This is a genomic window from Mariniflexile fucanivorans, from assembly GCF_004341235.1.
Classification (GTDB): Bacteria; Bacteroidota; Bacteroidia; order Flavobacteriales; family Flavobacteriaceae; genus Mariniflexile; species Mariniflexile fucanivorans.
Genome location: NZ_SLUP01000007.1, coordinates 174,480 through 196,176, shown reverse-complemented (window position 1 = coordinate 196,176; position 21,697 = coordinate 174,480). Strand labels below are relative to the sequence as shown.

At 31.1% G+C, this 21,697-nt stretch carries 21 protein-coding genes and 1 riboswitch; of the genes, 13 read left to right on the top strand and 8 right to left on the bottom strand.

Features of this window, described 5'->3' with window-relative positions:
- The first annotated feature begins 16 nt into the window (after nt 1-16).
- Nucleotides 17-1,360, top strand: a complete 1,344-nt coding sequence (purB, locus tag EV196_RS14810) for an adenylosuccinate lyase (RefSeq protein WP_132218548.1) — start codon at nt 17-19, stop codon at nt 1,358-1,360.
- A gap of 9 nt (nt 1,361-1,369) precedes the next feature.
- On the top strand, nt 1,370-1,561 hold the full coding sequence (locus EV196_RS14805) for a hypothetical protein (protein ID WP_132218547.1): 192 nt from the start codon (nt 1,370-1,372) through the stop codon (nt 1,559-1,561).
- Between the two features lie 161 nt (nt 1,562-1,722).
- Here the strand turns inward: EV196_RS14805 and EV196_RS14800 are convergent, their stop codons facing one another.
- From EV196_RS14800 to EV196_RS14785, 4 genes are all read right to left on the bottom strand, one after another.
- Nucleotides 1,723-2,265 carry a DUF4252 domain-containing protein gene (locus EV196_RS14800; protein ID WP_243652251.1) on the bottom strand — a complete coding sequence of 181 codons (543 nt, stop codon included), beginning with the start codon at nt 2,263-2,265 and terminating at the stop codon, nt 1,723-1,725.
- 15 nt (nt 2,266-2,280) lie between these two features.
- The gene (locus EV196_RS14795) at nt 2,281-2,844 is read right to left on the bottom strand and encodes a DUF4252 domain-containing protein (RefSeq protein WP_132218546.1); all 564 of its coding nucleotides are present in this window, start codon (nt 2,842-2,844) and stop codon (nt 2,281-2,283) included.
- Between the two features lie 63 nt (nt 2,845-2,907).
- Complete coding sequence (locus tag EV196_RS14790; protein WP_132218545.1) at nt 2,908-3,396, bottom strand: hypothetical protein; 489 nt, start codon at nt 3,394-3,396, stop codon at nt 2,908-2,910.
- Complete coding sequence (locus EV196_RS14785) at nt 3,383-3,892, bottom strand: RNA polymerase sigma factor (RefSeq protein WP_132218544.1); 510 nt, start codon at nt 3,890-3,892, stop codon at nt 3,383-3,385. Before EV196_RS14785 ends, EV196_RS14790 begins: the two co-directional genes overlap by 14 nt.
- 147 nt (nt 3,893-4,039) lie before the next feature.
- Between EV196_RS14785 and EV196_RS14780 the strand changes: the two genes are divergently transcribed.
- The 3 genes from EV196_RS14780 (at nt 4,040) to EV196_RS14770 (ending at nt 7,787) form a co-directional block, all read left to right on the top strand.
- Entirely contained in the window at nt 4,040-5,542 is a 1,503-nt protein-coding gene (locus EV196_RS14780) for a S41 family peptidase (RefSeq protein ID WP_132218543.1), read from the top strand.
- Between the two features lie 69 nt (nt 5,543-5,611).
- On the top strand, nt 5,612-7,084 hold the full coding sequence (locus tag EV196_RS14775) for a S41 family peptidase (protein ID WP_132218542.1): 1,473 nt from the start codon (nt 5,612-5,614) through the stop codon (nt 7,082-7,084).
- The gene (locus EV196_RS14770; protein WP_132218541.1) at nt 7,071-7,787 is read left to right on the top strand and encodes an adenine nucleotide alpha hydrolase; all 717 of its coding nucleotides are present in this window, start codon (nt 7,071-7,073) and stop codon (nt 7,785-7,787) included. The genes EV196_RS14775 and EV196_RS14770 overlap by 14 nt, the downstream gene beginning before the upstream one ends.
- Nucleotides 7,788-7,945: 158 nt before the next feature.
- Here EV196_RS14770 and EV196_RS14765 read toward each other — a convergent pair whose 3' ends face one another.
- From EV196_RS14765 to EV196_RS14755, 3 genes are all read right to left on the bottom strand, one after another.
- Nucleotides 7,946-8,914: a T9SS type A sorting domain-containing protein gene (locus tag EV196_RS14765; RefSeq protein ID WP_132218540.1), complete on the bottom strand. Its 969-nt coding sequence runs from the start codon at nt 8,912-8,914 to the stop codon at nt 7,946-7,948.
- A gap of 163 nt (nt 8,915-9,077) precedes the next feature.
- Complete coding sequence (locus tag EV196_RS14760; protein ID WP_243652250.1) at nt 9,078-10,133, bottom strand: YncE family protein; 1,056 nt, start codon at nt 10,131-10,133, stop codon at nt 9,078-9,080.
- A gap of 9 nt (nt 10,134-10,142) precedes the next feature.
- Entirely contained in the window at nt 10,143-11,996 is a 1,854-nt protein-coding gene (locus EV196_RS14755; protein ID WP_132218538.1) for a TonB-dependent receptor plug domain-containing protein, read from the bottom strand.
- A 30-nt stretch (nt 11,997-12,026) separates the two neighbouring features.
- Nucleotides 12,027-12,313: riboswitch (cobalamin riboswitch) on the bottom strand.
- Nucleotides 12,314-12,554: 241 nt separating this feature from the next.
- Between EV196_RS14755 and EV196_RS14750 the strand changes: the two genes are divergently transcribed.
- From EV196_RS14750 to EV196_RS14740, 3 genes are read left to right on the top strand one after another with little or no spacing between them, the layout of a single operon-like run.
- Nucleotides 12,555-13,751, top strand: coding sequence for an ABC transporter substrate-binding protein (locus EV196_RS14750; protein ID WP_132218537.1), 1,197 nt, complete (start codon nt 12,555-12,557; stop codon nt 13,749-13,751).
- Nucleotides 13,752-14,783, top strand: coding sequence for a FecCD family ABC transporter permease (locus EV196_RS14745; protein ID WP_132218536.1), 1,032 nt, complete (start codon nt 13,752-13,754; stop codon nt 14,781-14,783).
- A 57-nt stretch (nt 14,784-14,840) separates the two neighbouring features.
- On the top strand, nt 14,841-15,635 hold the full coding sequence (locus EV196_RS14740; protein WP_132218535.1) for an ABC transporter ATP-binding protein: 795 nt from the start codon (nt 14,841-14,843) through the stop codon (nt 15,633-15,635).
- Between the two features lie 5 nt (nt 15,636-15,640).
- Here EV196_RS14740 and EV196_RS14735 read toward each other — a convergent pair whose 3' ends face one another.
- On the bottom strand, nt 15,641-16,372 hold the full coding sequence (locus EV196_RS14735; RefSeq protein ID WP_132218534.1) for a hypothetical protein: 732 nt from the start codon (nt 16,370-16,372) through the stop codon (nt 15,641-15,643).
- Between the two features lie 463 nt (nt 16,373-16,835).
- Between EV196_RS14735 and EV196_RS14730 the strand changes: the two genes are divergently transcribed.
- The 5 genes from EV196_RS14730 to EV196_RS14710 all read left to right on the top strand — a co-directional run bounded on the left by EV196_RS14730 (nt 16,836) and on the right by EV196_RS14710 (nt 21,694).
- Nucleotides 16,836-18,344, top strand: coding sequence for a reverse transcriptase domain-containing protein (locus EV196_RS14730; protein WP_132218533.1), 1,509 nt, complete (start codon nt 16,836-16,838; stop codon nt 18,342-18,344).
- Nucleotides 18,345-18,405: 61 nt separating this feature from the next.
- Nucleotides 18,406-19,794 (top strand): DNA recombination protein RmuC, encoded by a 1,389-nt coding sequence (rmuC, locus tag EV196_RS14725; protein ID WP_132218532.1) that lies wholly within the window; start codon nt 18,406-18,408, stop codon nt 19,792-19,794.
- 61 nt (nt 19,795-19,855) lie between these two features.
- A complete protein-coding gene (locus EV196_RS14720; protein ID WP_132218531.1) occupies nt 19,856-20,200 on the top strand; it encodes a 6-phosphogluconate dehydrogenase in 345 nt (114 codons plus the stop codon).
- Nucleotides 20,201-20,357: 157 nt separating this feature from the next.
- Entirely contained in the window at nt 20,358-20,993 is a 636-nt protein-coding gene (locus EV196_RS14715; protein ID WP_132218530.1) for a transcriptional regulator, read from the top strand.
- Entirely contained in the window at nt 20,990-21,694 is a 705-nt protein-coding gene (locus EV196_RS14710) for a DUF3307 domain-containing protein (protein WP_132218529.1), read from the top strand. The genes EV196_RS14715 and EV196_RS14710 overlap by 4 nt, the downstream gene beginning before the upstream one ends.
- Nucleotides 21,695-21,697 lie beyond the last annotated feature (3 nt).

Sequence of the window (21,697 nt, the reverse complement as noted above, 5' to 3'; positions counted from 1 at the left end):
AAAAACCAAATAACACATGCAATTATCATCATTAAACGCCATCTCTCCAATAGATGGAAGATACCGAAGTAAAGTAAACGAATTAGCACCTTTTTTCTCTGAAGAAGCTTTAATAAAATACCGCGTTCTTGTAGAAGTTGAATATTTTATTGCGCTTTGCGAAATTCCGTTACCACAACTTAAAGATGTAAACACAAGCGTTTTTGATGATTTAAGAGCTATTTACAAAACATTTTCTACGGAAGATGCACTCGCAATAAAAAAGATTGAAAGCGTTACAAACCACGATGTAAAAGCGGTTGAGTATTTCATTAAAGAAAAATTTGACGCTTTAGGTTTATCAAAATTTAAAGAATTTATCCATTTCGGATTAACGTCTCAAGACATCAATAATACAGCCATCCCTTTAAGTATCAAGGAAGCTGTGAACGATGTCTATGTACCCGAATATACCATTGTTTTAAATAAACTTAAAACACTATCAAAAGATTGGGCTGCCATTTCGATGCTAGCAAGAACACACGGGCAACCAGCATCTCCTACACGACTTGGAAAAGAAATTGAAGTATTTGTGGTAAGGCTACAAGAACAATTTAATTTATTAAACGATATACCTAGTGCCGCTAAATTTGGTGGAGCCACTGGAAATTTTAATGCGCACCATGTAGCGTACCCAAATATTGACTGGAAAGCTTTTGGAGGTAAATTTGTTCAAGAAAAGTTAGGATTACACCACTCGTTTCCAACCACTCAAATTGAACATTACGATTATATGGCCGCTTTGTTTGATAACTTAAAACGTATTAACACCATTATTATTGATTTAAACCGAGATATATGGACCTACGTATCTATGGATTATTTCAAACAAAAAATTAAAGCAGGTGAAGTTGGAAGTTCTGCAATGCCGCATAAAGTAAACCCTATTGATTTTGAAAACAGTGAAGGAAACTTAGGAATTGCCAATGCTATTTTTGAATACTTATCAGGAAAACTGCCAGTTTCAAGATTACAACGCGATTTAACCGATAGTACTGTTTTAAGAAACGTAGGCGTTCCTTTTGGGCATACACTAATTGGATTTAAATCGACTTTAAAAGGGTTAGATAAATTATTATTAAACGAAAGTAAATTTGCTGAAGATTTAGAAAACAATTGGGCTGTGGTTGCTGAAGCGATTCAAACAATATTACGTAGAGAGGCATACCCAAACCCATACGAAGCTTTAAAAGGTTTAACACGTACTAACGAAAAAATTAATCAAGCTTCTATTTCTAATTTTATCGATACTTTAGAAGTATCTAACACAATAAAAGACGAATTAAAACGTATTACACCTAGTAACTATACAGGAATTTAAATTTAAACCATGTTAAACGACAGACAATCATTAATACTTTGCGGCATTATAGCAGGTGGTTTTTTTGTGTCTGGGGTTTTAGAAATTTTAGATAATTACATTGTTAAAACCGTATTGACTATCCTTTTTTTGGTTCTTATAATAAACTTTTTCGTTGTGTATTCTAAATCTAAAAAAGAAAAACAAAACGATTTAAAATAAAAAAGAGGCTGTCTGAAAAGTGTATTGTATTTACTTTGTCAGGTTGAGCTTGTCGAAACTGATATTGATTATCAGTAAGTTAAAATATTTCGACAGGCTCAATATGACACAGAATTACACTTTTCAGACAGCCTCTTTTTACATTATATTACAACTATATTCTATTTAAAAAAGTTCATAATATCTTGAACTTGATCTTTATCAACATTAGCATTTTGTAGAACACTTACCAAAGCAACCATTTTATCAGGACTCATAGCATCGCCTAAAACCCGAACAATGCCAAAGCCCATGTCTTTTGAGCTTCCAAAAACAACTACTTCATCAGCATCTTCATCATCACCCATATATTTTACCACCACTTTATTACCTCTATCGCTAAATTCAATAAGCTCTTTATACTTTTCATCTTTTAAAATAGCCTTAACTTTTGCTAATTCCACTTTTAAAGTTTGAGCATTTGTTTCATTCGCTTTATAGCCTAAAAAATTTAAACGTTTTACAGAATGGTAAGCTTCCTTTTGTTCCACTGTTAATTTAGATTCGTCTATTTTTAACATAGAAATAGGCACATCTTGTGTGATAAAATTTTTGGATTCTTGATGATCTACAAAATAGCGTTGTAAACTAGCACCATCATTACAACTCACACACATTAAAGTTGCAACGAAAATTAATAACATATGATTGATTGTTCTATTCATGATCGATGTTTTGTATTATTTCTTTTTCTTTTTATCTAAATGATTGCCTCCAGGAATATTCATTTTCTCGGTTAATTTCGAAATTTCATTTAAATCGATATCTCCCGTAAGCGACACGATAACGGTTTCAAAACGTCTTTGTTGACCATTAACTTCAACCGATTCTTTCATCACATTACTAATACCATTTACAAAAATTAAAAGTTCTTTTACATGGTTGGAATCTTTGCCTTCTTTCACATAAAATTTTACTTCAGAACCTTCGTCTTTCACCTCCATGAGTTCTTCTAAAGAATTAGAACGCGATTTAACCCATTTACTAATATCGGCCGAAATGGATTTATTATCGGTAACAATGGTTCTAAAACTGGTAATACTTTTTACCATATCCATATAGGCTTTGGCTTCTGGTTCTTCTACATTAATACCCATTTTTGCTATCATTTGAAACATTTTAGGTTTAATGGATACATAGGTAACATCGGTATTGTCGTTATATTTTTCAAAAATATCTTGAGACATTCCGGTTAGCGGCAACAACATTATTGCCATAACGATTACTATTATTCTCTTATTCATATTATTTCTTTTTAATGTATTAATTTGTTCGTTTTTTTGATACTGAAATAAGCTCAGTACGGGTTATTGTTTTTTAAAAATGATACTAGTTGCGTTTTCCATTTCATTCAAATAGCCAAGGGTTTCGGTACCTTTGTTTACTTCATCAAGGTAGTTTACAGTTGAAACGCCTTTATTAAAATGATTTGAAATCATTGCCAACTGTTTTGTGACTTCGTTGAGTGCATCTTCAGGATTATCGTAAGTTCCATAGGCATACTCTTCATAAGAAGAAACAGCAGGTTCTTTAAAATAATATCCTAATGTAAGAACAGCCACCGCAGCTACAGCAATCCATTTATAGTTAAATACTTTTTTAGTTTTTAATGGAAGGTCTTTAGTAAATTGTTCTTGCTTATTCACTTGAAAATACGTAAACATAGGCTTGTACATTTCTAAATGTGGCGCTACAGTTTCTTGCAAAAAATAGTTTTTTAACTGTTGCTCTTCATGAAGCGATGTTTCTCCGTTTTCGTACTTTTCAAGTAACTTTTCTATATTATTTAACACCATAATTATGTGTACTAGTTAATTTTTCTCTTATTGTTTTTCTAGCTCTAGACAAGGTTACGCGCACTGCAGTGTTGTTCATATCTAACATTTTTGCAATCTCATCTAGATCGTATGCTTCTATATCTCGTAGTTGAATGACTAATTTTTGTTGTTCGGGCAATTCTTCAATAATTTTTGACACCCAGTTAACACTATCGTTTAATTCAACTTGTTTTTGCAAAGATGTGTTTACATCTTCATAATTATTATGCACAATTTTTAAATTTTGTGCTTGTTTCGATTTCAATTTATCAAAACAAAAATTCTTGGTCATGGTCATGGAGAATGCTTCCACATTTTTATAAGCCTCAATTTTTGTTTTGTTGTTCCATAACTTCAGCAATACCTCTTGTGTAGCATCTTCAGCTTCCTCAGTAGATACCAGCAACCGTTTTGCTAAACGAAACACTTTATCCTTAAAAGGCATCACAATATTTAAAAACTCTGTTTGAGTCATTTTTTGTTGGCTTGCTTTGGTTGGTTTTAAATAGCTTTGTTATGGCTGTTTGATGTTACGACGAACGTTCATCTAAATTGTTACAAATATTTTTTAATTAAATAATAATGTAAGTACATTTACAGTTATTGAATATAAATAAATTACATGAAAGCAGAAAGATTGCCCCTAAAACTAATATTATTATTATTTATTTCGGTTTTAACATTTAACTGTAGTAAAAATGACGATAGCGAAACCCAAGAACCCATAACCTTAAACAATGAGGTAAACGATTTTATTTGGAAAGGTCTAAATAATCTCTATTTATGGCAAGAAAATATAGCAAATTTAGCAGATAATAAATTTACCAACCAAGATGATTATTATACTTTTTTAAATTCCTATAGTACTCCCGAAGCTTTGTTCGATGGTTTATTATATGAAATTGATGTGGTTGATAAATTTAGTTTTTTAGTGGACGATTATACCGAATTGGAAAACTATTTACAAGGAAACTCTAATTCTAATGGATTAGATTTTAGTTTGGTTAGACTATCTGGTTCGGATGATGTTTTTGGGTATATTCGGTATGTTGCGAACAACTCTGATGCTTCCAATAAAAATATAAAAAGAGGTGAATTTTTCCTTACCGTAGATGGAGAACAACTTACAATAAGTAATTATTCAAATTTATTATTTGGCACCAACAACACCTATACTTTGGGTATGGCGAATATTACAGATAGTACTATAACTCTAAATGGAAAAACTGTAGAACTTACTAAAACTGATTTTACTGAAAATCCTATTTTAATAAATAAAGTTATAGAATCTAATGGAACAAGAATTGGGTACCTTATGTACAACCAATTTGTTACAAATTTTGAAAGTGATTTAAACAGCGCATTTGCTCAATTAAAAACCCAAGGAATTACAGAATTGGTTCTCGATTTAAGATATAATCCAGGAGGCACTGGAAGTACTGCTGTTGCTTTAGCTAGTATGATAACAGGTCAGTTTAATGGTGAGCTATTTTATAAAGAAGAATGGAATTCAAAATATCAAGCTTATTTTGAAGCAAATACACCAGAAGTATTAGTTAATCCTTTTGTAAATACGCTTTCTAATGGTTCTGCGATTTCAAGTCTTAATCTAAACAGAATTTATATTCTTACAACAGATGGCACTGCTTCTTCAAGCGAGTTAATTATAAATGGCCTTAAACCTTATATCGATGTTGTTCAAATTGGATCGACTACTTATGGCAAGTATGTAGGCTCTGTTACATTATATGATTCGCCCGATTTTAGTAAAGATCAAGCCAATGCTAACCATAAATACGCCATGCAACCCATAGCTATTAAAGCCACAAATGCAAACGGAGTTTCTGATTATTATAATGGCATTTCCCCCAATTACACCATAACATACCAATCATCTACTGGTGTTGAGTACGAAGGGGAAAACCTTTTAAATTTAGGAGTTTTAGGAAACGAAGGCGAACCTTTTTTAGCGAAAGCCATTTCCTTAATTACAGGAACTACTACAAAAACAACCGCCTCTAAAGCTAACAAAGTGGTTGGTATAGCTTTTGAAAACGTTTCAGACACTAAAGATTTTACACCTTTAGGCAAAAACATGATTATGGAAATGAAACCTATTAAATAAAAAAAATCTATTTTAACAGTTAATTTTTTAATGTTGCTTCATTTAAAAATGCAATATAAATAGTACAAGATGAAAAACTTAAAAAACCTTGCTATTATATTATTTATAAGTTGTTTAGCCACCAGCTGTTTTGAAGATGAAAATGACAATCAAATTTCTACTACTGAAATTAATGATTTTGTTTGGAAAGGCATGAATTCTTGGTACAATTGGCAATCTGAAGTTCCCAACTTAGCTGATTCAAAAGATGACAACTCAAGTGAATACCAGGCTTTTTTAAATCAAACCGATAATCCTGAAGATTTTTTTAATAGCTTAAGGTTTCAGTATGGAACTACCGATAGGTTTTCTTGGTTTATTGAAGATTATGTAGAGCAACTAAAAGAATTTCAGGGAATTTCTATATCTCATGGTATTCGTTATCAGTCTGTTCAAATAAACAGTAATGGCGACATTATAATATATGTAAGATATGTTGCAGATAATTCCCCTGCAAGTAGTGTCAATATTAAAAGAGGAGATATTATTAATGCAATTAATGGAACGGTATTGAATACATCAAATTTCAACAATGTTGTAAATGGTTTATATGAAGATACCGTAACGCTTTCTTTTGCTTCAGAAAATGATGGTATATTAACTTTTTTAGAAGAAAAAACCATAACAGCTACCGTTATATTTGAAAACCCTGTTTATTTAAAGAAAATTTTTAATGATGTGAATGGTAAAAAAGTTGGCTATTTGGTTTATAATGGGTTTAGAACTTCATACAACGATGAATTAAATGCGGCTTTTTCATATTTTAAAAATGAAAACATTAATGAATTAATTCTAGATTTAAGGTTAAACGGTGGCGGATCTGTAGCAACATCGGCCTATTTATCAAGTATGATTTATGCTGATGCTAACGTAGAAGAATTTGCCAATTTAAAATTTAATTCAAAACATACAGAAGAAAACGGGTCTTACCATTTTACAAATACTCTTAATGTTTATGATTCCAACGATAATAAAATAGGCACTGAAACTATTAATCGATTAAACACCATTAATAACTTATACGTTTTAACATCCAATAGTACGGCATCGGCCAGCGAAATGGTTATAAACGGATTAAAACCTTATATGAATTCGGTAAAATTGGTTGGCACGACAACTGAAGGCAAAAATGTAGGTTCTATCACACTTTACGATTCGCCAAAAACCGATTATCAAGATCCATCGTCGGCAAATTCAAGCCATAGTTATGCCATGCAGCCCATAGTTTTTCAAATATCAAACAAAAATGGCGAAAGCGATTATACCCAAGGTTTTGCACCAGATATTGAGGTAAAAGAATACGAATATTGGAATAACATTCTTGCTTTTGGTGATGAAAATGAAGTAGTTTTAAAAGCGGCTTTAGACGATATTAAAGGAGTTACGGGTAAGATAAGCTCATCTAAAAAACAACTTTTTGCAAAAAAATTAGAACTAACTGATACAAGTAAAAAGTTTGAAAAGGAAATGTATATCGAAAACGATTACTTTGGAAAAGAATAAAACCTATTTTAACTGGAGTTCTGGGAAAGATTCTGCTTTAGCACTTTATCATTTATTAAAAGACGAGCGTTATACTGTTGATGAATTAATTACCACCATAAACAGTCATTACAACCGTGTATCCATGCACGGACTTAGAAAAGAACTGTTAAAAGCACAAACCGAAGCTTTACAAATTAAATCGAGCTTTATTGAATTACCCGAAATGCCCGATATGGTCGTTTACGAACAAAAAATGACCGAAGCTGTTACAAGATTAAAAAATGATGGCTTTACACACACCGCTTTTGGTGATATTTTTTTGGAAGATTTAAAAACGTATCGTGAAAACCAATTGGCTAAAGTAGGCTTACATGCTGTTTTTCCTATTTGGAAACGAGATACTTCTGAATTAATACATGAGTTTTTGGATTTAGGTTTTAAGACAATTGTTGTTTGTGCGAATTCAAAATATTTTAATGAAGACTTTGTTGGAACCGTTATTGATGAAAACTTCATTCATAATTTACCTAAAGGCGTAGATCCTTGTGGCGAAAACGGCGAATTTCACACCTTTTGTTTTGATGGTCCTATTTTTAAAAACCCCATCTCTTTTACTATTGGAGAAAAAGTATATCGCGAATACGACAGTCCAAAAACCGATAATTCACAAAATGACAGTGATACATATGGTGTTTGGTATTGCGATTTACTTTTGCAATAAAAATGTACCCATAAAAAAGTCTTTAATATTTACTTTATCAGGTTGAGCCTGTCGAAACCGATATCGATTAGCAGAAAGCTAAAATATTTCGACAAGCTCAATATGACCTTTAACTAAGCTTTTTTTCAGTCGTTATTAAAGTTTAAATAATCACGAATTTAGTGCTTGATTAATTTTTGAATACTTGAACCTTGCTCATTAGTTAACTTCACCATATAAATGCCTGAATGTAATTTTTCTATTGAAACTGGTGTTTGCTTCACTTTTAATTCTTGTTTTAATACCAGACTTCCTGAAACCGAATACACTTCTAAAATTCCTATTTCTGAAATTTGAAAGGAATTTGAAGCTGGGTTTGGATATAATGCCATATCGAAATTATTTGCAGAATTACTTAAACTTAACGTTTTTTGGTTAATAACGCCCACAGCATCTAAATCGAAACCCGATGATGCAAAAGCTGTTGGATAGGGATCATTTACCATATTCCCAAAAATATCATATGTAGCATAAGTTGGGTTTATAGTTCCTACAACATCAATTATTTTTACATGGGTAATGCTATTTTTATCAAGCAAAACATCATCATCAATATCTTCTAAATCGAAAGGCGTACCATAACTTGCTTTATATTTTCCAGCTAAATTATTAATATAAGTGGCATCAAGATTTCCAAAACCTCCCACTTGTTTGGTAGTTTGAGTTTGGCTATGCGCAGGAAATCTAAAAAAGTTAACCCCATCAGAACTCACTTCAACAAAAGCCAATTCTAAAAAGGTATCACTAAAACTATTTTCAAAAACAGCTAAATCAAAACCCGAACCATTAGCTATAGGCGTGTTAAATGTTAAAGTTGCAGTTCCTCCATCTCCTAAACTAACAATTTGCCCATTCGCTTTATCAATAGCATTTTCAGCACTTCCGGCACTTGCCAATGCGCCCGTAGGATTAACAATATCTTGTGGACCTCTAACCAACGTTATACCTGTTGCCCAGGCTGTAAAAACTTCGGAGTCTCGATAAATGGCTGTTGTACCTTCAGCTCCTACTACAGGAGCGTAAGATTGTCCATTCATTAAACTATTTAACAATATAAAAAGTCCGAAAAAAAAGTAATTCTGTTTCATAATTTATTCTAAAATTTGGATGTGGAAATTCAGTCACAAAATGCGACTTCATATATATCACTGTATGTTAACTGGTTATGTTTTAATTAAAAAACCTTATATGCTTGCTATCTATGAGCTTTGATAGAAAAAATGGCATATAAGGTTTTTTGAAAATGAAGTATTAATTGAAGTAAATTTTAGCAGCTCCTACTTTTAATGTTTTAGTAGTATTCAAGGTATTTGTTGCTAAATTATAAATAAGCATTTCGCCTGTACCTGCTGTAAAATTTGTTTTTGTACCGTATAATGTATTATTATTGACCGCCATTCCATAAAAAGAATCATCAATAATACTTGTAGTGGACAAACTTGTAGCGCTATCTGTTATTGAATAAACTTTACCAGACACTTGATAATAAATTTTACCATCGCTATATGCCATTAAACTTGGATGTACTCCCGCTTCAAAAGTAAGAGTTGATATGATAGAGTTGTCTGTTGTATTAATTTTAGTAATTGCTCCAGGAGTTTCAACAGCTGGTGTTAACCAATATTGATTTGCACCTTCACTTAAAACAACTAAATCGCCAGCTTCATCTAGTATCATTTCATCTGGAACATCATCAACCGTAATAGTTTGAACCCCATTTGTCGCCGTATCAATTACGGAAACAATATTGTTTGTGGACCAACCTCCTTTATGAGACACGTACAATTTATTGTTTTTAGACAAAATTTGCTCAGGACCTTCCCCTACAGGAATAGAGCTTTCTACGGTATTTGTTGTTAAATTTATAACAGCTACAACATCATCGGTAGTACTTCCTCCATCTCCCCAATCGGTTACATACCCTTTTCCATTAGCAAAAGCTATGTATCTTGGGTTTGTTAAACCCGTATCAATAGTTGCTACAGATAGAAACGTATAGCGATTTACCACTTCAATGGTTTGAGATACGTTTACAACAATATAAGCTAAGTCATCCAAAAACGCGATACTTTGCGCTGTATCACCTAACAATTTTGAGTTTACATTATAAAAAACAGAATTTTCAACAGTAGAATAATCATCAGACACATAAGAAATAGAGGCATTCCCTTGGTAAAATCCACCTTCGTTTAAGACTATTATTCCGTTGTCATATTCACCTTTAATTACATCTACAGGATCATCGTCGTTTGTACAAGATGTAAAAATAATGCCTATTGTTAAGGCTAATAAAGTAAGTTTGTTCATTTTCATAATTTAAAATTTTATAATGGTTTGTATTTGATAATTTCTATTTGGCATGGGTCGTAATGCCACGTTTTCGTAATAGGTATTGTATAGATTGTTTACTTTAAAATTAATTTCGTAGTTAATGGTTCCGTTTTTATTTAGAACATAACCTAACCCTACATTTCCAACATTGTAAGCATTTAATGAACTACTTATTATAGATACTTCGCCATTAAACATATGTTGATAATACATGTTGAATTTTTTATAACCGTAAGCTAAATTCACATTTCCTTTATGAAAGGGGACGTAAATAAGTTGTTTTTTCGTTTTTAAATTTTCCGAAACTGTATATGAATAATGCGCATTTAAATTAAAGTGATGCCCTTTTACTTTATAATCAGACTCCAATTCTAATTCGGCACCATAACTTTGGGTTTCTGCTACATTTAGTGGTGTATACATACCATCTAATATTGGTTTACCCATATCATCTAAAGCTGGTTGCCATTGAATTAAATATTCAGTATTTATATAATAGCCGTTTAATTTAAAATTGACATGTTTAAATTGAAGTTGCTGCCCAAAATCCACTTGATATGACGATTCTGGAACCAAATCTAAATTTCCTCCGGGGTTCCAATACAAATCGTTAAAGGTTGGTACACGGTAATTTTTTGACCCGTTAATTTGAATTTTATACAAACCTGTTACTTGATATGCCGCATCTAAAGAAAACACAAACGGACTTTCGAAGCCAGACGTAAAGTCTTTTCTAAGGTTAATGCCATAATTTAATTTATCAGTTAGCTTATGGTTTAGCAAAGCTGTAGTTGAAAAAGCCCTTCGTTTAGGATCGCCAAAACTGCTGCCGGCACCTTCATAACTATTAAAGTCTAAAATGGTTTTAAATTGAAGTTTCTCTGATAAACGCACATTTAAGCTATGGTTTACCAAGTAGGTATTTACTTTTCCGAAGGTATAATTGTCTGTGTTTTTGTTTTCAAAATATTTAAATTTTTCTTGAAGATACCCCACTTTCAAACTAGAATTAAACTTACCAGAAATTCGAACCCAATCTAACATGGTTCGATAGTTTTCATCTTCATATTTACTTCTAGGTGGAGCTACCAAGGTTCCTGAAAATTCTCTATCTCCAATATAACTTTGGCTATATAATTTTAAAACATCTTTTTTTGAAATAAAATAACCTAGATTCACATTCAGATTTAAGTTTTCAAAGGCTCCATTTTCGTTCACCTTATTGGTGCCTAAGTATTTATAATCGTTATCCGATTTTACATAAAACAACCCGAAATCAACAGTAAAAGCATCCGATCCATAAGAAGAATTAAACCCCGTTTGTTTGGTATTAAAACTACCGTAAGAAACCTGAACGGAATTATCAAAATGAGAATAAAAAGCCAGTTTATTATTTAAATGAATACTGCCACCAATGGCACCACTACCATATTGCACGCTACCACCACCACTTCTAATAGCTATGGAATTGTAATTGCTTGTGTTTATTGTATTAAAATCTGTTTGCCCATTAAGTTGAGAATTGATATTAATCCCATTCCAAATAACAGCGGTTTGTGAAGCATTGGTACCTCTAAAAGATGGCGAGGATACCATGCCATAACCATTTTCCTTAAAATATAAGTTACTATTAAAAGTTAATAAAGTAGTTAAGGATTTTGAATTTTGTTTTAAAACAGAATCATTTAAAACAGACTGCTTAACTCCTGAAGCATAATGAATTAATTTGCTATCACTTAAAACAACTTCATCCAATATTTGAATAGAATCTGTAATAAATTGAGAGAAACCATGCTGCCAAATACTTGTAAAGAGTAAAAATAAAATTATTTTTTTCATAAATCTTGAAGACCTTTTTCCCGAAAGTCGAATTAGATGATGAAAATGGCAGGTCTCCTGACTTGCGTCTTCATGTTCGTCTTCCCAAAGAATAAATCTTCAGTGACTTGAAGTTTAACATGAAGCTTTGTAGCTTACAGTTGCGGGAACAGCTCTGGAATTAATAAATTACGAATTACGATTTTTCAATTATAATGATAAAAACGTAAATCTAAAATCTGCAATCGTAAATCATTGCACCAGATTCCCTTTTAATCGACTCAATTACCCAAACTTTTTAGGTTTTTGATTGTCGAACCAAATTTCGATGTAAATGTAAATATTAACTTTATAACTGCAACTAAAAACTTATTTTTTCTTGGTCATTTTATAAATCAAATAAATAAACCCAATTAAAAAATGTGCAATTATTACGCCAGCTACTATATATATTGTTAAATTTGACCCGTCTCGCATTGTTAATATTTTCACCAAAAGTAACAAGCTTTAAAACATCTAAAAATGACAATTGTCATCTATTTCTAATGTAATTGTTTCAATAACCAAATAAAAAATTACATGAAAGCGAAAGGCAAGCTAATTAAAAACAAAAAATATAAACCGTTGAAATACAAATCGCTCCTAATAATCCTCATTACATTAATTCTTTTTAATTGTAAAAATGAATCTAAAAAACAACTTTCAGAAGGCATTGAAGGCACACCTCTATATTTAAAATATGCCAAGGGTTTTACGGTTGAAGATTTTGGTACTTATAAAGTTTTAGAAATAATAAGTCCGTGGCCAAAAGCAGATAAAACTTATCGTTTTGCACTATTAAACAAAGATTATGATGCCGATTTTTGGAGTAAAGAGCAAAAAGACTATGATGAAACTTTAGAAATTCCGATTAAAAAATCTGTAGTTACTTCAACCACACACATTCCTGCTTTAGAATTATTAGATGTAGAACAAACCTTGTTAGGATTTCCTGGAACAGAATATATTTCTTCTAAAAAAACAAGAAAACGAATTGATGATGGATTCATTAGGGAATTGGGCAAAAATGAAGGTATTAATACCGAAGTGCTGTTAGAATTAGAACCCGATGTAGTTATTGGTTTTGGTGTAGATGGCAATAACAGAACCTTTGAAACCATAAAAAAATCGGGAATTCCAGTTATTTTTAATGGCGATTGGGTTGAAGAATCTCCTTTAGCGAAAGCAGAGTGGATTAAATTTTTTGGTGTGCTATTTAACAAAGAAAAAGAAGCCGATTCTATTTTTAATACCATTGAAAAAGAATATTTAGAAGCTAAAGCTTTGGCAAAAAAGGTTAATTACCAACCCACCATTTTAAGTGGCGCTATGCATAATGATATTTGGTTTTTGCCAAACGGAACTAGTACCGAAGCACAACTTTTAAAGGATGCCAACACAAATTATTTATGGAAAGATTCTAAAGGAACGGGCAGTTTATCGCTTAATTTTGAATCGGTTTATTCAAAAGCAAAAGATGCCGATATTTGGTTAAGCCCCTCAAACTATATTAGCAAAGAAGCACTAAGAAATGCCAATTCGCATCATGCCATGTTTAACGCATTTAAAAATAACCATATTTATTCCTCTATAAATACTACCGGAACATCTGGCGGTATTTTATATTTTGAAATGGGAGTTGCTCGCCCCGATTTGGTTTTAAAAGATCTAATTAAAATTTGTCATCCAGAACTCTTAAAAAATTATGATCTTTACTTTTTTAAAAAATTAGATTAATTGCCAAATTCAAACACATACAAATTTTCATTTTTAGTATTATTCTTAGTACTAGTTATCTGTTTTTTCACAAACATAAGTTTGGGCTCCATTTATATTCCTTTTAAAGATGTATTTAATAGTCTTATTGGAAGTGCTACCCAGCAAGAAACTTGGCAACATATTATTCAAAATTACCGATTACCAAAAGCCATAACTGCTATTTTAGTAGGTTCTGGTTTGGGTATTTCCGGACTTTTAATGCAAACCCTGTTTAGAAATCCGTTAGCAGGCCCTTTCGTTTTGGGCATAAGTTCGGGTGCTAGCTTGGGTGTTGCTTTAATTATTTTAGGCTCCTCTGTATTTGGTGGCGTTTTTGCAACCTTTTTAATTTCAAAATGGAGCATTGTTATAGCTGCCAGTTTAGGTAGTTTTTTAGTTCTATTGGCCGTTTTATTGGTGTCTATTAAAGTGCGCGATACTATGGCCATACTAATTATAGGCCTTATGTTTGCCAGTATTACCGCTGCTATTGTAAGTGTGCTTTCGTATTTTGGATCTGCGCAACAATTACAACAATATATTTTCTGGGGGTTTGGTAGTTTAGGCAATCTATCGTGGGATGAATTATTAATATTCTCTATCATTTATTGTCTTGGTATCCTGATAAGTTTAGCCTCGGTAAAATCTTTAAACACCTTACTTTTAGGAGAGAATTATGCTAAAAGTTTAGGTTTGAACATTAATAGAAGTCGGTTAGCCATTATAGTTTCAACCAGTTTATTAGCAGGAACCATTACCGCTTTTACAGGGCCTATTGCATTTATAGGTTTAGCCATTCCGCATTTAACACGACAGGTTTTTAATACTTCAAACCATAAAATATTGGTACCCGCCGTTTTTCTATTTGGGGCTATCGTGATGCTAATTTGCGACAGTATTGCACAAGTGCCCAATAGCGACTATACATTACCTATCAATGCCATTACATCATTAGTAGGGGCGCCCGTAGTAATCTGGTTATTAGTTAGAAAACGAAAAATGGTATTTTAAATTAGATCCGTTAGAATGTTAGACAAATTAGATTTATAGATAAAATTCAATGAATTAGTGGACAAAAAAAACCAACATATCATTTTAAAAACCAAAGATTTATCCGTTGGATATAAATCAAAAAAAGCACAAACTATTGTAGCTTCAAACATTAATATTGAATTACATAGAGGTGAATTGGTGGGTTTAGTTGGAGGAAATGGCATAGGGAAATCGACGCTTTTAAGAACAATTACCAATGTGCAGGAAGCCTTGAGCGGCGATATTTTTATAAATGAAAAACCTATAAAAAAATATCCAGCTCTTGATTTGGCTAAAGTATTAAGCCTGGTTTTAACCGAACAAATGATGTCTAAAAATTTATCGGTTTTTGAATTGGTGGCTTTGGGCAGACAACCTTACACCAATTGGGTAGGCAATTTATCTGAAAATGATATTACGATTATTAACAAGGCTTTGTATCAAACCAATATAGTCGATTTAAAACAGAAACGTTGTTTCGAATTAAGCGATGGCCAACTACAAAAAGTAATGATCGCACGTGCGCTCGCTCAAGATACCGACTTGATTATTTTAGATGAACCTACTACGCATTTAGATATGTACCACAAAGCTTATATTTTGAAATTACTTCAAAAATTAGCTAAAGAAACTAATAAAACCATTCTATTTTCTTCACATGAAATAGATTTGGCCATTCAACTTTGTGATTCATTAATTGTGATGTCTAAAAACAAAGTGGTTTCCGATTCCCCTTGTAACTTGATTTCAAACGGAACTTTTGAAACCTTATTTCCTAAAGATTTAATTGCTTTTGATGAAAAAACGGGAAGTTTTCGGGTGAAAAAATAGAGTTATTATTTATTTTCATTATGTGGAACTAGAGTTGTAAATGGTTGCTCATCAATAAAGCATTCCATTGGCAAATATTGTTCACTAAATTTCATTTGATTAGAATTAAACCATTTCACTTTATATAGTTCTTTAGAAATAATTTTTTTATTATCTCCATTGGGGTAAAATAAATCTTCTCCTAATTCTTGTTTATAACCACATAAAACAAATTCTGGAGTTGAATAATTAACTACATGCTCAATTGTTTTCCTATTCTCTTCCTTTTTATTAATAATAATTTTTTTGATTGAACTTCTTTTTTTTAGTATCTCTAATTTTTTAGTTTTAAAGTAAATTATATTTCCATATAAATATTTAGCATTTTTATAATTTGAAACCTCAGTAATTAAACTAATTTTATCGTTATCATCAATCTTATAAACTGGTTTCTTCCCGTCTATTCTTGCGATAAAAAAATTAGTGTAATTACGTAGCATAGATTCATAAACTACGACTTCTTTAAATTCACTTTTATTATCATCAAAAAAAACACAAGTATATTTAGTTTTTTCCGCTATCGTTTTACCATTAGAAGAATCTACAACTTTCTTTTTATTATCTTCAAAATAAACTTCCTTCACAACCATAAATGGTGGTACTAATTTTCCATCCCCTCTTATTTCTAAATCATATAACAATGGATGTGTTTTAAAGGTTACTATCTCTCCTATTTTGAATTTATTGATTGAACTCATATATTTTTTCTTTAAATATAAGAATAATAGTATATTTACAAATAAAAAGTAAGGAAGTTCTTTAGTTAGAAGAAATAAAACATTTGTTGAACTACTGTATTAATTTATAATTAATCACTTAATCCGACTTTTTCAAGTAAAAAGGTTAATAAATACGGAGATTAAGTAAAGAGTATTAGAAGTTGTTTTGTTACAACAGCATTGAATTATTTTCGGAATTATCGATAATACCTCAATAATTCTATGCAGAGTCCCTGTATGCTCCAACAACTGGTGTATATCTAAGTTCTCTAGAACGAAGTTAACTATTAATTCAGTAAGTGCTATCATTTATTTAGTGTTTATTTATTAGACGTATAAATGCAGCGTGAGTCGAGAATTCGGCTAATAGTTCAATCCTTTATAAGGTGTAAGTTTTATTCTGTTATAAATACGTGCGAGAGCTTCCTTTTCTTTTTTTATTATGATAGAGCAAAAAGATTGGTTTAAAGACAGAGGTTATCCACATTTTACTAATAAGACTCCACTGTCTATTAGAAAAAATATTGAGCGCTTTGTAACCAACCCAAAAAAAGTATTTCAACATTCCTTTTCTCCACTCATATTCAAAGAAATTAAACAAAGACGCTATAAATTATCTGATTTTAATGGAGAATTAAGACGTTCCCACAAAAAAATTAAAAAAGGTAAAATAGTTTCAAACACAAAAATTAGAGAAATACTATATGCGACGCATTTAGATGCTCATATCTATTCGTATTACACGCAACAAATTATCACTCCAAAGTATGAAGCCTATTTAAAACAAAACTCCTTACTTTCAAATTCAATAACGGCTTATAGACAAATTGAAACAGATGATAAACTAAAGTTTAAAAGCAATGTACATTTTGCTAAAGATGTATTTGATGAAATTAAACGAAGAGAAAATTGTGTAACTCTTGTTTTAGATATAGAAAACTTCTTCCCTAGTTTAAATCATAAAAAATTAAAACTAGCTTGGGCAAAAATATTAGGTTACAAAACATTACCTAAAGATCACTTCAATATTTTTAAAGCCACTACCCGATTTTCATACGTGAAATTGAAAGATTTAAAAACAAAGAATGGTCATTTTGATGAAAAAGAATTATCAAAATTTAGAAAAGAAGGAAAGCATACCTTTTTCAGAAGTATTAAAGAATTAGTAGATTCTGATATAATTATTCATAAAAATCAAAAACAAAACGACCAAAAAGAATTGATTGGTATCCCACAAGGATTACCTATTAGTGCTTTACTGGCAAATATATACATGCTCGCTTTTGATGAGTCTGTTATAAATGAATTAACATTAAGACACAATGTGTTTTATCGAAGATATTCAGATGATATTGTGATGATTTGTGAAGAGAATCAAATAAAATTAATTGAAGACTTCGTTAAAAATGAAATGATAAAAAACGAGTTAACTGTTTCTTTAGAAAAAACAGAAAAAACACTTTTCAAAATAAATGATAAACGTTTAAAATCCTATAAAATTGAAAATGATGGAAGTTTAAAAGAAAATGTACCATTAAATTATTTAGGTTTCGAATTTTATGGCTATCAAACTTTAATTAAATCTAAAAACTTAGCTAAGTTTTATAGAGAAATGAAACAAACGATTAAAAGAAAGCATAAACGTGTAGAAGCTATTAAAGAAAAACATCTACTCGATGAAGCTCCAATTTTCAAAAGAAAAATCTATCGTCTCTTTAGTTTTAAAGGAGAAAAATCTAGGATGCTCCCTGCTAAAAGAACAGATTTTATTGATGGCAAAGCAAAAACAGAGTATTTTGAAAGAAAGTTCAGAGGTAACTATTTACGATATGCCTATCGAGCTTCAGACGCTTTGGAAGCGCCTGAAATAAAAAGACAATTACGAAATCATTGGAAGATACTTCAAAAAACAATGAAGAAGTATGACTTTTCAAATGTTAAGAAAGATTAACATATCACAATTACAAACCTTTATTATTTATTACTTTTACATTCATAAGATTTAAACCATCATGAACGACAACATCATTCTAATTCTAGCCATTTTAATTTCTGGAGGCATTGGTGCTTATATTGGCATAACCATTACCAAACTAAAAAGCAAAAGCGAACAAAGCACCCTGGAAGAGCGCAATGCCAACTTACACCAACAGTTAGTTGATTTTAAACAATTTTCAGAAACTGAAAACGCCAAACAGAACCAAACTTTCAATACGCAAATAACCGATTTAAGAGAAACCATTTCTAAAATTGAAAGAGAACGTGAAGAGATTCGTCGTGAAAAAGAATTTTTAAATGCTGAATTAACTCGTAAAAACACCGAATACGAAAACCTACAACAAGTTAGTTCTAAACGCGAACAAGAAATTGAAGTACGCCAAGAACAACTTCGTAAAGATTTTGAATTGTTGGCGAATAAAATTTTAGAGGAAAAATCGGAGAAATTCACCACCAAAAACAAAGAAAATTTAGATGCTATTTTAAAACCGCTTCAAGAAAAAATAAAAACTTTTGAAGACAAAGTCGATTTAACTCAAAAAGAAAGCATCAGCATGCATTCCGCTTTAAAAGAGCAACTATTAGGTTTAAAAGATTTAAACCAACAAATGACTAAAGAGGCTACCAACCTAACCCGTGCACTAAAAGGTGATAGCAAAATGCAAGGAAATTGGGGCGAATTGGTTTTAGAACGCGTTTTAGAAAAGTCTGGCTTAGAGAAAGATAGAGAGTATTTTGTGCAGCAAAGTTTTACATTGGCAGATGGGTCTCGTGTTTTACCAGACGTTGTTTTAAATTTACCTGATGGCAAAAAAATGATTATTGACAGCAAAGTGTCTTTAACCAATTATGAACGCTTTATAAATGCTGAAGACGATGATAAACCTCAATATTTAAAGGCTCATATTAACTCTGTTAAAAAACACGTTGACCAACTTTCAGATAAAAACTATCAAGATTTATACGATATAGAATCACCCGATTTTGTACTCATGTTTATCCCCATTGAACCTGCTTTTGCCGTAGTAGTGAATGATGATAATTCCATATACAATAAAGCTTTCGAGAAGAACATTGTAATTGTAACACCTTCTACCCTTTTGGCAACTTTACGTACTATTGATAGTATGTGGAATAACGAAAAACAACAACAAAATGCTATTGAAATTGCAAGACAAGCCGGAGCACTTTATGATAAATTTGAAGGTTTAATGAATGATTTAGTTGGTGTTGGTAAAAAAATTGATGCCACAAAATCAGATTACAATTCAGCCATGAATAAGTTATTTGAAGGAAATGGAAACCTCATCATTAGTGTTGAAAAACTAAAAATATTAGGTGCCAAAGCAAAAAAGGCATTGCCTGAAGCTATTATAAAACGTGCGAGCAAAGAAATAGAGTAAACCATTTTGTGAATATTATAATTCAAAAAATGAAATTCCATAAAACTAAAAACATCATCACATGAAAATTCTTCTTAAAATTGGTATTGGCATCTTTTTAATACTTATAGGGTATTTTTGTTTTATATATTTCGCTCATTATAGTGAAGGTATAAGAGCAGGCGAATTAGTAAAATTTAGTAAAAAAGGTGTGTTTATTAAAACTTGGGAAGGACAAATAAGCCAAGGAGTTTCGGAATCCCTTCAATTTGAATTTTCGGTTGAAGATAAAGAGGAACAGGTAAAAGCAGATTTAATGAATTTACAAGGCAAGTATGTAAAACTTCATTATTTTGAACGTTATAAATCATTATTTTGGTTGGGAGATACCAAATATTTTATTACCAAGGTTGAATTACAACAATAAAACAGCTTTATATTATCACTTAAAAACGCCATATATTTGTTTATCACCTAAAAACGTGATATATTTAAATATTCCTTTAATAAGGCATTTTTATTAATATTCCCTAAAAAAGGCATTTTAAAAATTATTCCTTTAAAAAGGAATATAAAACTTAAATATGGTAAGCATAATAACAGGAGATATCATTAGGTCTAAAAAATTTAAAAATCCAGAAATATGGTTAACGCCTTTAAAAGAAGCATTAACCAACACTGGAATTGACAAAAAATATTGGGAGATATTTCGTGGTGATAGTTTTCAAATTGAAGTTAAGGACAATGAAAAAGCATTTAATATTGCCACATATATTAAAGCTTGCATAAAAACCGTAAAAGGATTGGATGTAAGAATGGCGATAGGTTTAGGCAATAAAAGCTTTGAAGGAGATGATGTAACCGAATCTAATGGAGAAGCATTTCAATTTTCTGGAGACACACTAGAGGACCTTAAAAAAGAGAAAACAAACTTAAAGATAAAGTCTCCATTTTTATTTTTAAACGAAGAACTGAACTTATATTTTAAGCTCGCCTTGATAACGATGGATGATTGGTCTGTCAATTCTGCTGAAACCGTTAAAATAGCTCTGGAAAATCATGGTTTGTTACAAACAGAAATGGCAAAAGTTTTAGGGGTTAGCCAAGACGCAGTGAGCAAACGTTTAAAACGCGCCCATTTTAATGAAATAATGGATTTAGACAGAATGTACCGTCAAAAAATAAATCTATCACAACAAAAACAACTGGAAGAAAAATGATAGTACTGATAAAACTTTTGTTAGCGCATTTTATTGGTGATTTTTTTCTTCAACCAGCAAAATGGGTTAAAGAAAAAGAAAAGAAAAAGCTGAAATCGAATAAGCTATACCTTCATGTTTTAATACACATTATCTTAACCAGCATCTTTCTTTGGGACGCTTCATTATGGCCCATCATTTTAATTATTGGTGTCACACATTTTATTATTGATGCTACAAAACTTATAATTCAAAAGAAAAAAACTAAACGTCTGTTATTTTTTATTGATCAATTATTTCACATTGGGGTTATTATTATATGCTATTTTTTATTCACTGAAAATAATTTCAGCATAAGTAATTATACTACCGAAGCCCATTTATTACTTGTAGCATGCTTACTGTTTTTAACAATTCCTACCTCTATAATTATGAAAACCATTTTTTTAAAGTGGAATATTTCAGAACTCACTAAAAATAACGAATCACTAGAGGATGCAGGAAAATATATTGGTATTTTAGAGCGTGTTTTAGTATTTATTTTCATCATAGTAGGACACTGGGAAGCTGTTGGTTTTTTAATTACCGCCAAGTCCGTTTTTAGATTTGGTGACTTAAAAGAGTCTAAACACCGCCAACTAACAGAATACATTTTAATAGGAACTTTAATAAGTTTTGGAATCGCCATAATAACCGGAATTGTATACGCAACTTTAACTTAATAC

Excerpts from the sequence above, each read along its gene's own strand:
- purB (WP_132218548.1), top strand. The coding sequence starts at position 17 with ATGCAATTATCATCATTAAACGCCATCTCTCCAATAGATGGAAGATAC.
- EV196_RS14805 (WP_132218547.1), top strand. The coding sequence starts at position 1,370 with ATGTTAAACGACAGACAATCATTAATACTTTGCGGCATTATAGCAGGT.
- EV196_RS14800 (WP_243652251.1), bottom strand. The coding sequence starts at position 2,265 with ATGAATAGAACAATCAATCATATGTTATTAATTTTCGTTGCAACTTTA.
- EV196_RS14795 (WP_132218546.1), bottom strand. The coding sequence starts at position 2,844 with ATGAATAAGAGAATAATAGTAATCGTTATGGCAATAATGTTGTTGCCG.
- EV196_RS14790 (WP_132218545.1), bottom strand. The coding sequence starts at position 3,396 with ATGGTGTTAAATAATATAGAAAAGTTACTTGAAAAGTACGAAAACGGA.
- EV196_RS14785 (WP_132218544.1), bottom strand. The coding sequence starts at position 3,892 with ATGACTCAAACAGAGTTTTTAAATATTGTGATGCCTTTTAAGGATAAA.
- EV196_RS14780 (WP_132218543.1), top strand. The coding sequence starts at position 4,040 with ATGAAAGCAGAAAGATTGCCCCTAAAACTAATATTATTATTATTTATT.
- EV196_RS14775 (WP_132218542.1), top strand. The coding sequence starts at position 5,612 with ATGAAAAACTTAAAAAACCTTGCTATTATATTATTTATAAGTTGTTTA.
- EV196_RS14765 (WP_132218540.1), bottom strand. The coding sequence starts at position 8,914 with ATGAAACAGAATTACTTTTTTTTCGGACTTTTTATATTGTTAAATAGT.
- EV196_RS14760 (WP_243652250.1), bottom strand. The coding sequence starts at position 10,133 with ATGAACAAACTTACTTTATTAGCCTTAACAATAGGCATTATTTTTACA.
- EV196_RS14755 (WP_132218538.1), bottom strand. The coding sequence starts at position 11,996 with ATGAAAAAAATAATTTTATTTTTACTCTTTACAAGTATTTGGCAGCAT.
- EV196_RS14750 (WP_132218537.1), top strand. The coding sequence starts at position 12,555 with ATGAAAGCGAAAGGCAAGCTAATTAAAAACAAAAAATATAAACCGTTG.
- EV196_RS14735 (WP_132218534.1), bottom strand. The coding sequence starts at position 16,372 with ATGAGTTCAATCAATAAATTCAAAATAGGAGAGATAGTAACCTTTAAA.
- EV196_RS14730 (WP_132218533.1), top strand. The coding sequence starts at position 16,836 with ATGATAGAGCAAAAAGATTGGTTTAAAGACAGAGGTTATCCACATTTT.
- rmuC (WP_132218532.1), top strand. The coding sequence starts at position 18,406 with ATGAACGACAACATCATTCTAATTCTAGCCATTTTAATTTCTGGAGGC.
- EV196_RS14720 (WP_132218531.1), top strand. The coding sequence starts at position 19,856 with ATGAAAATTCTTCTTAAAATTGGTATTGGCATCTTTTTAATACTTATA.
- EV196_RS14715 (WP_132218530.1), top strand. The coding sequence starts at position 20,358 with ATGGTAAGCATAATAACAGGAGATATCATTAGGTCTAAAAAATTTAAA.
- EV196_RS14710 (WP_132218529.1), top strand. The coding sequence starts at position 20,990 with ATGATAGTACTGATAAAACTTTTGTTAGCGCATTTTATTGGTGATTTT.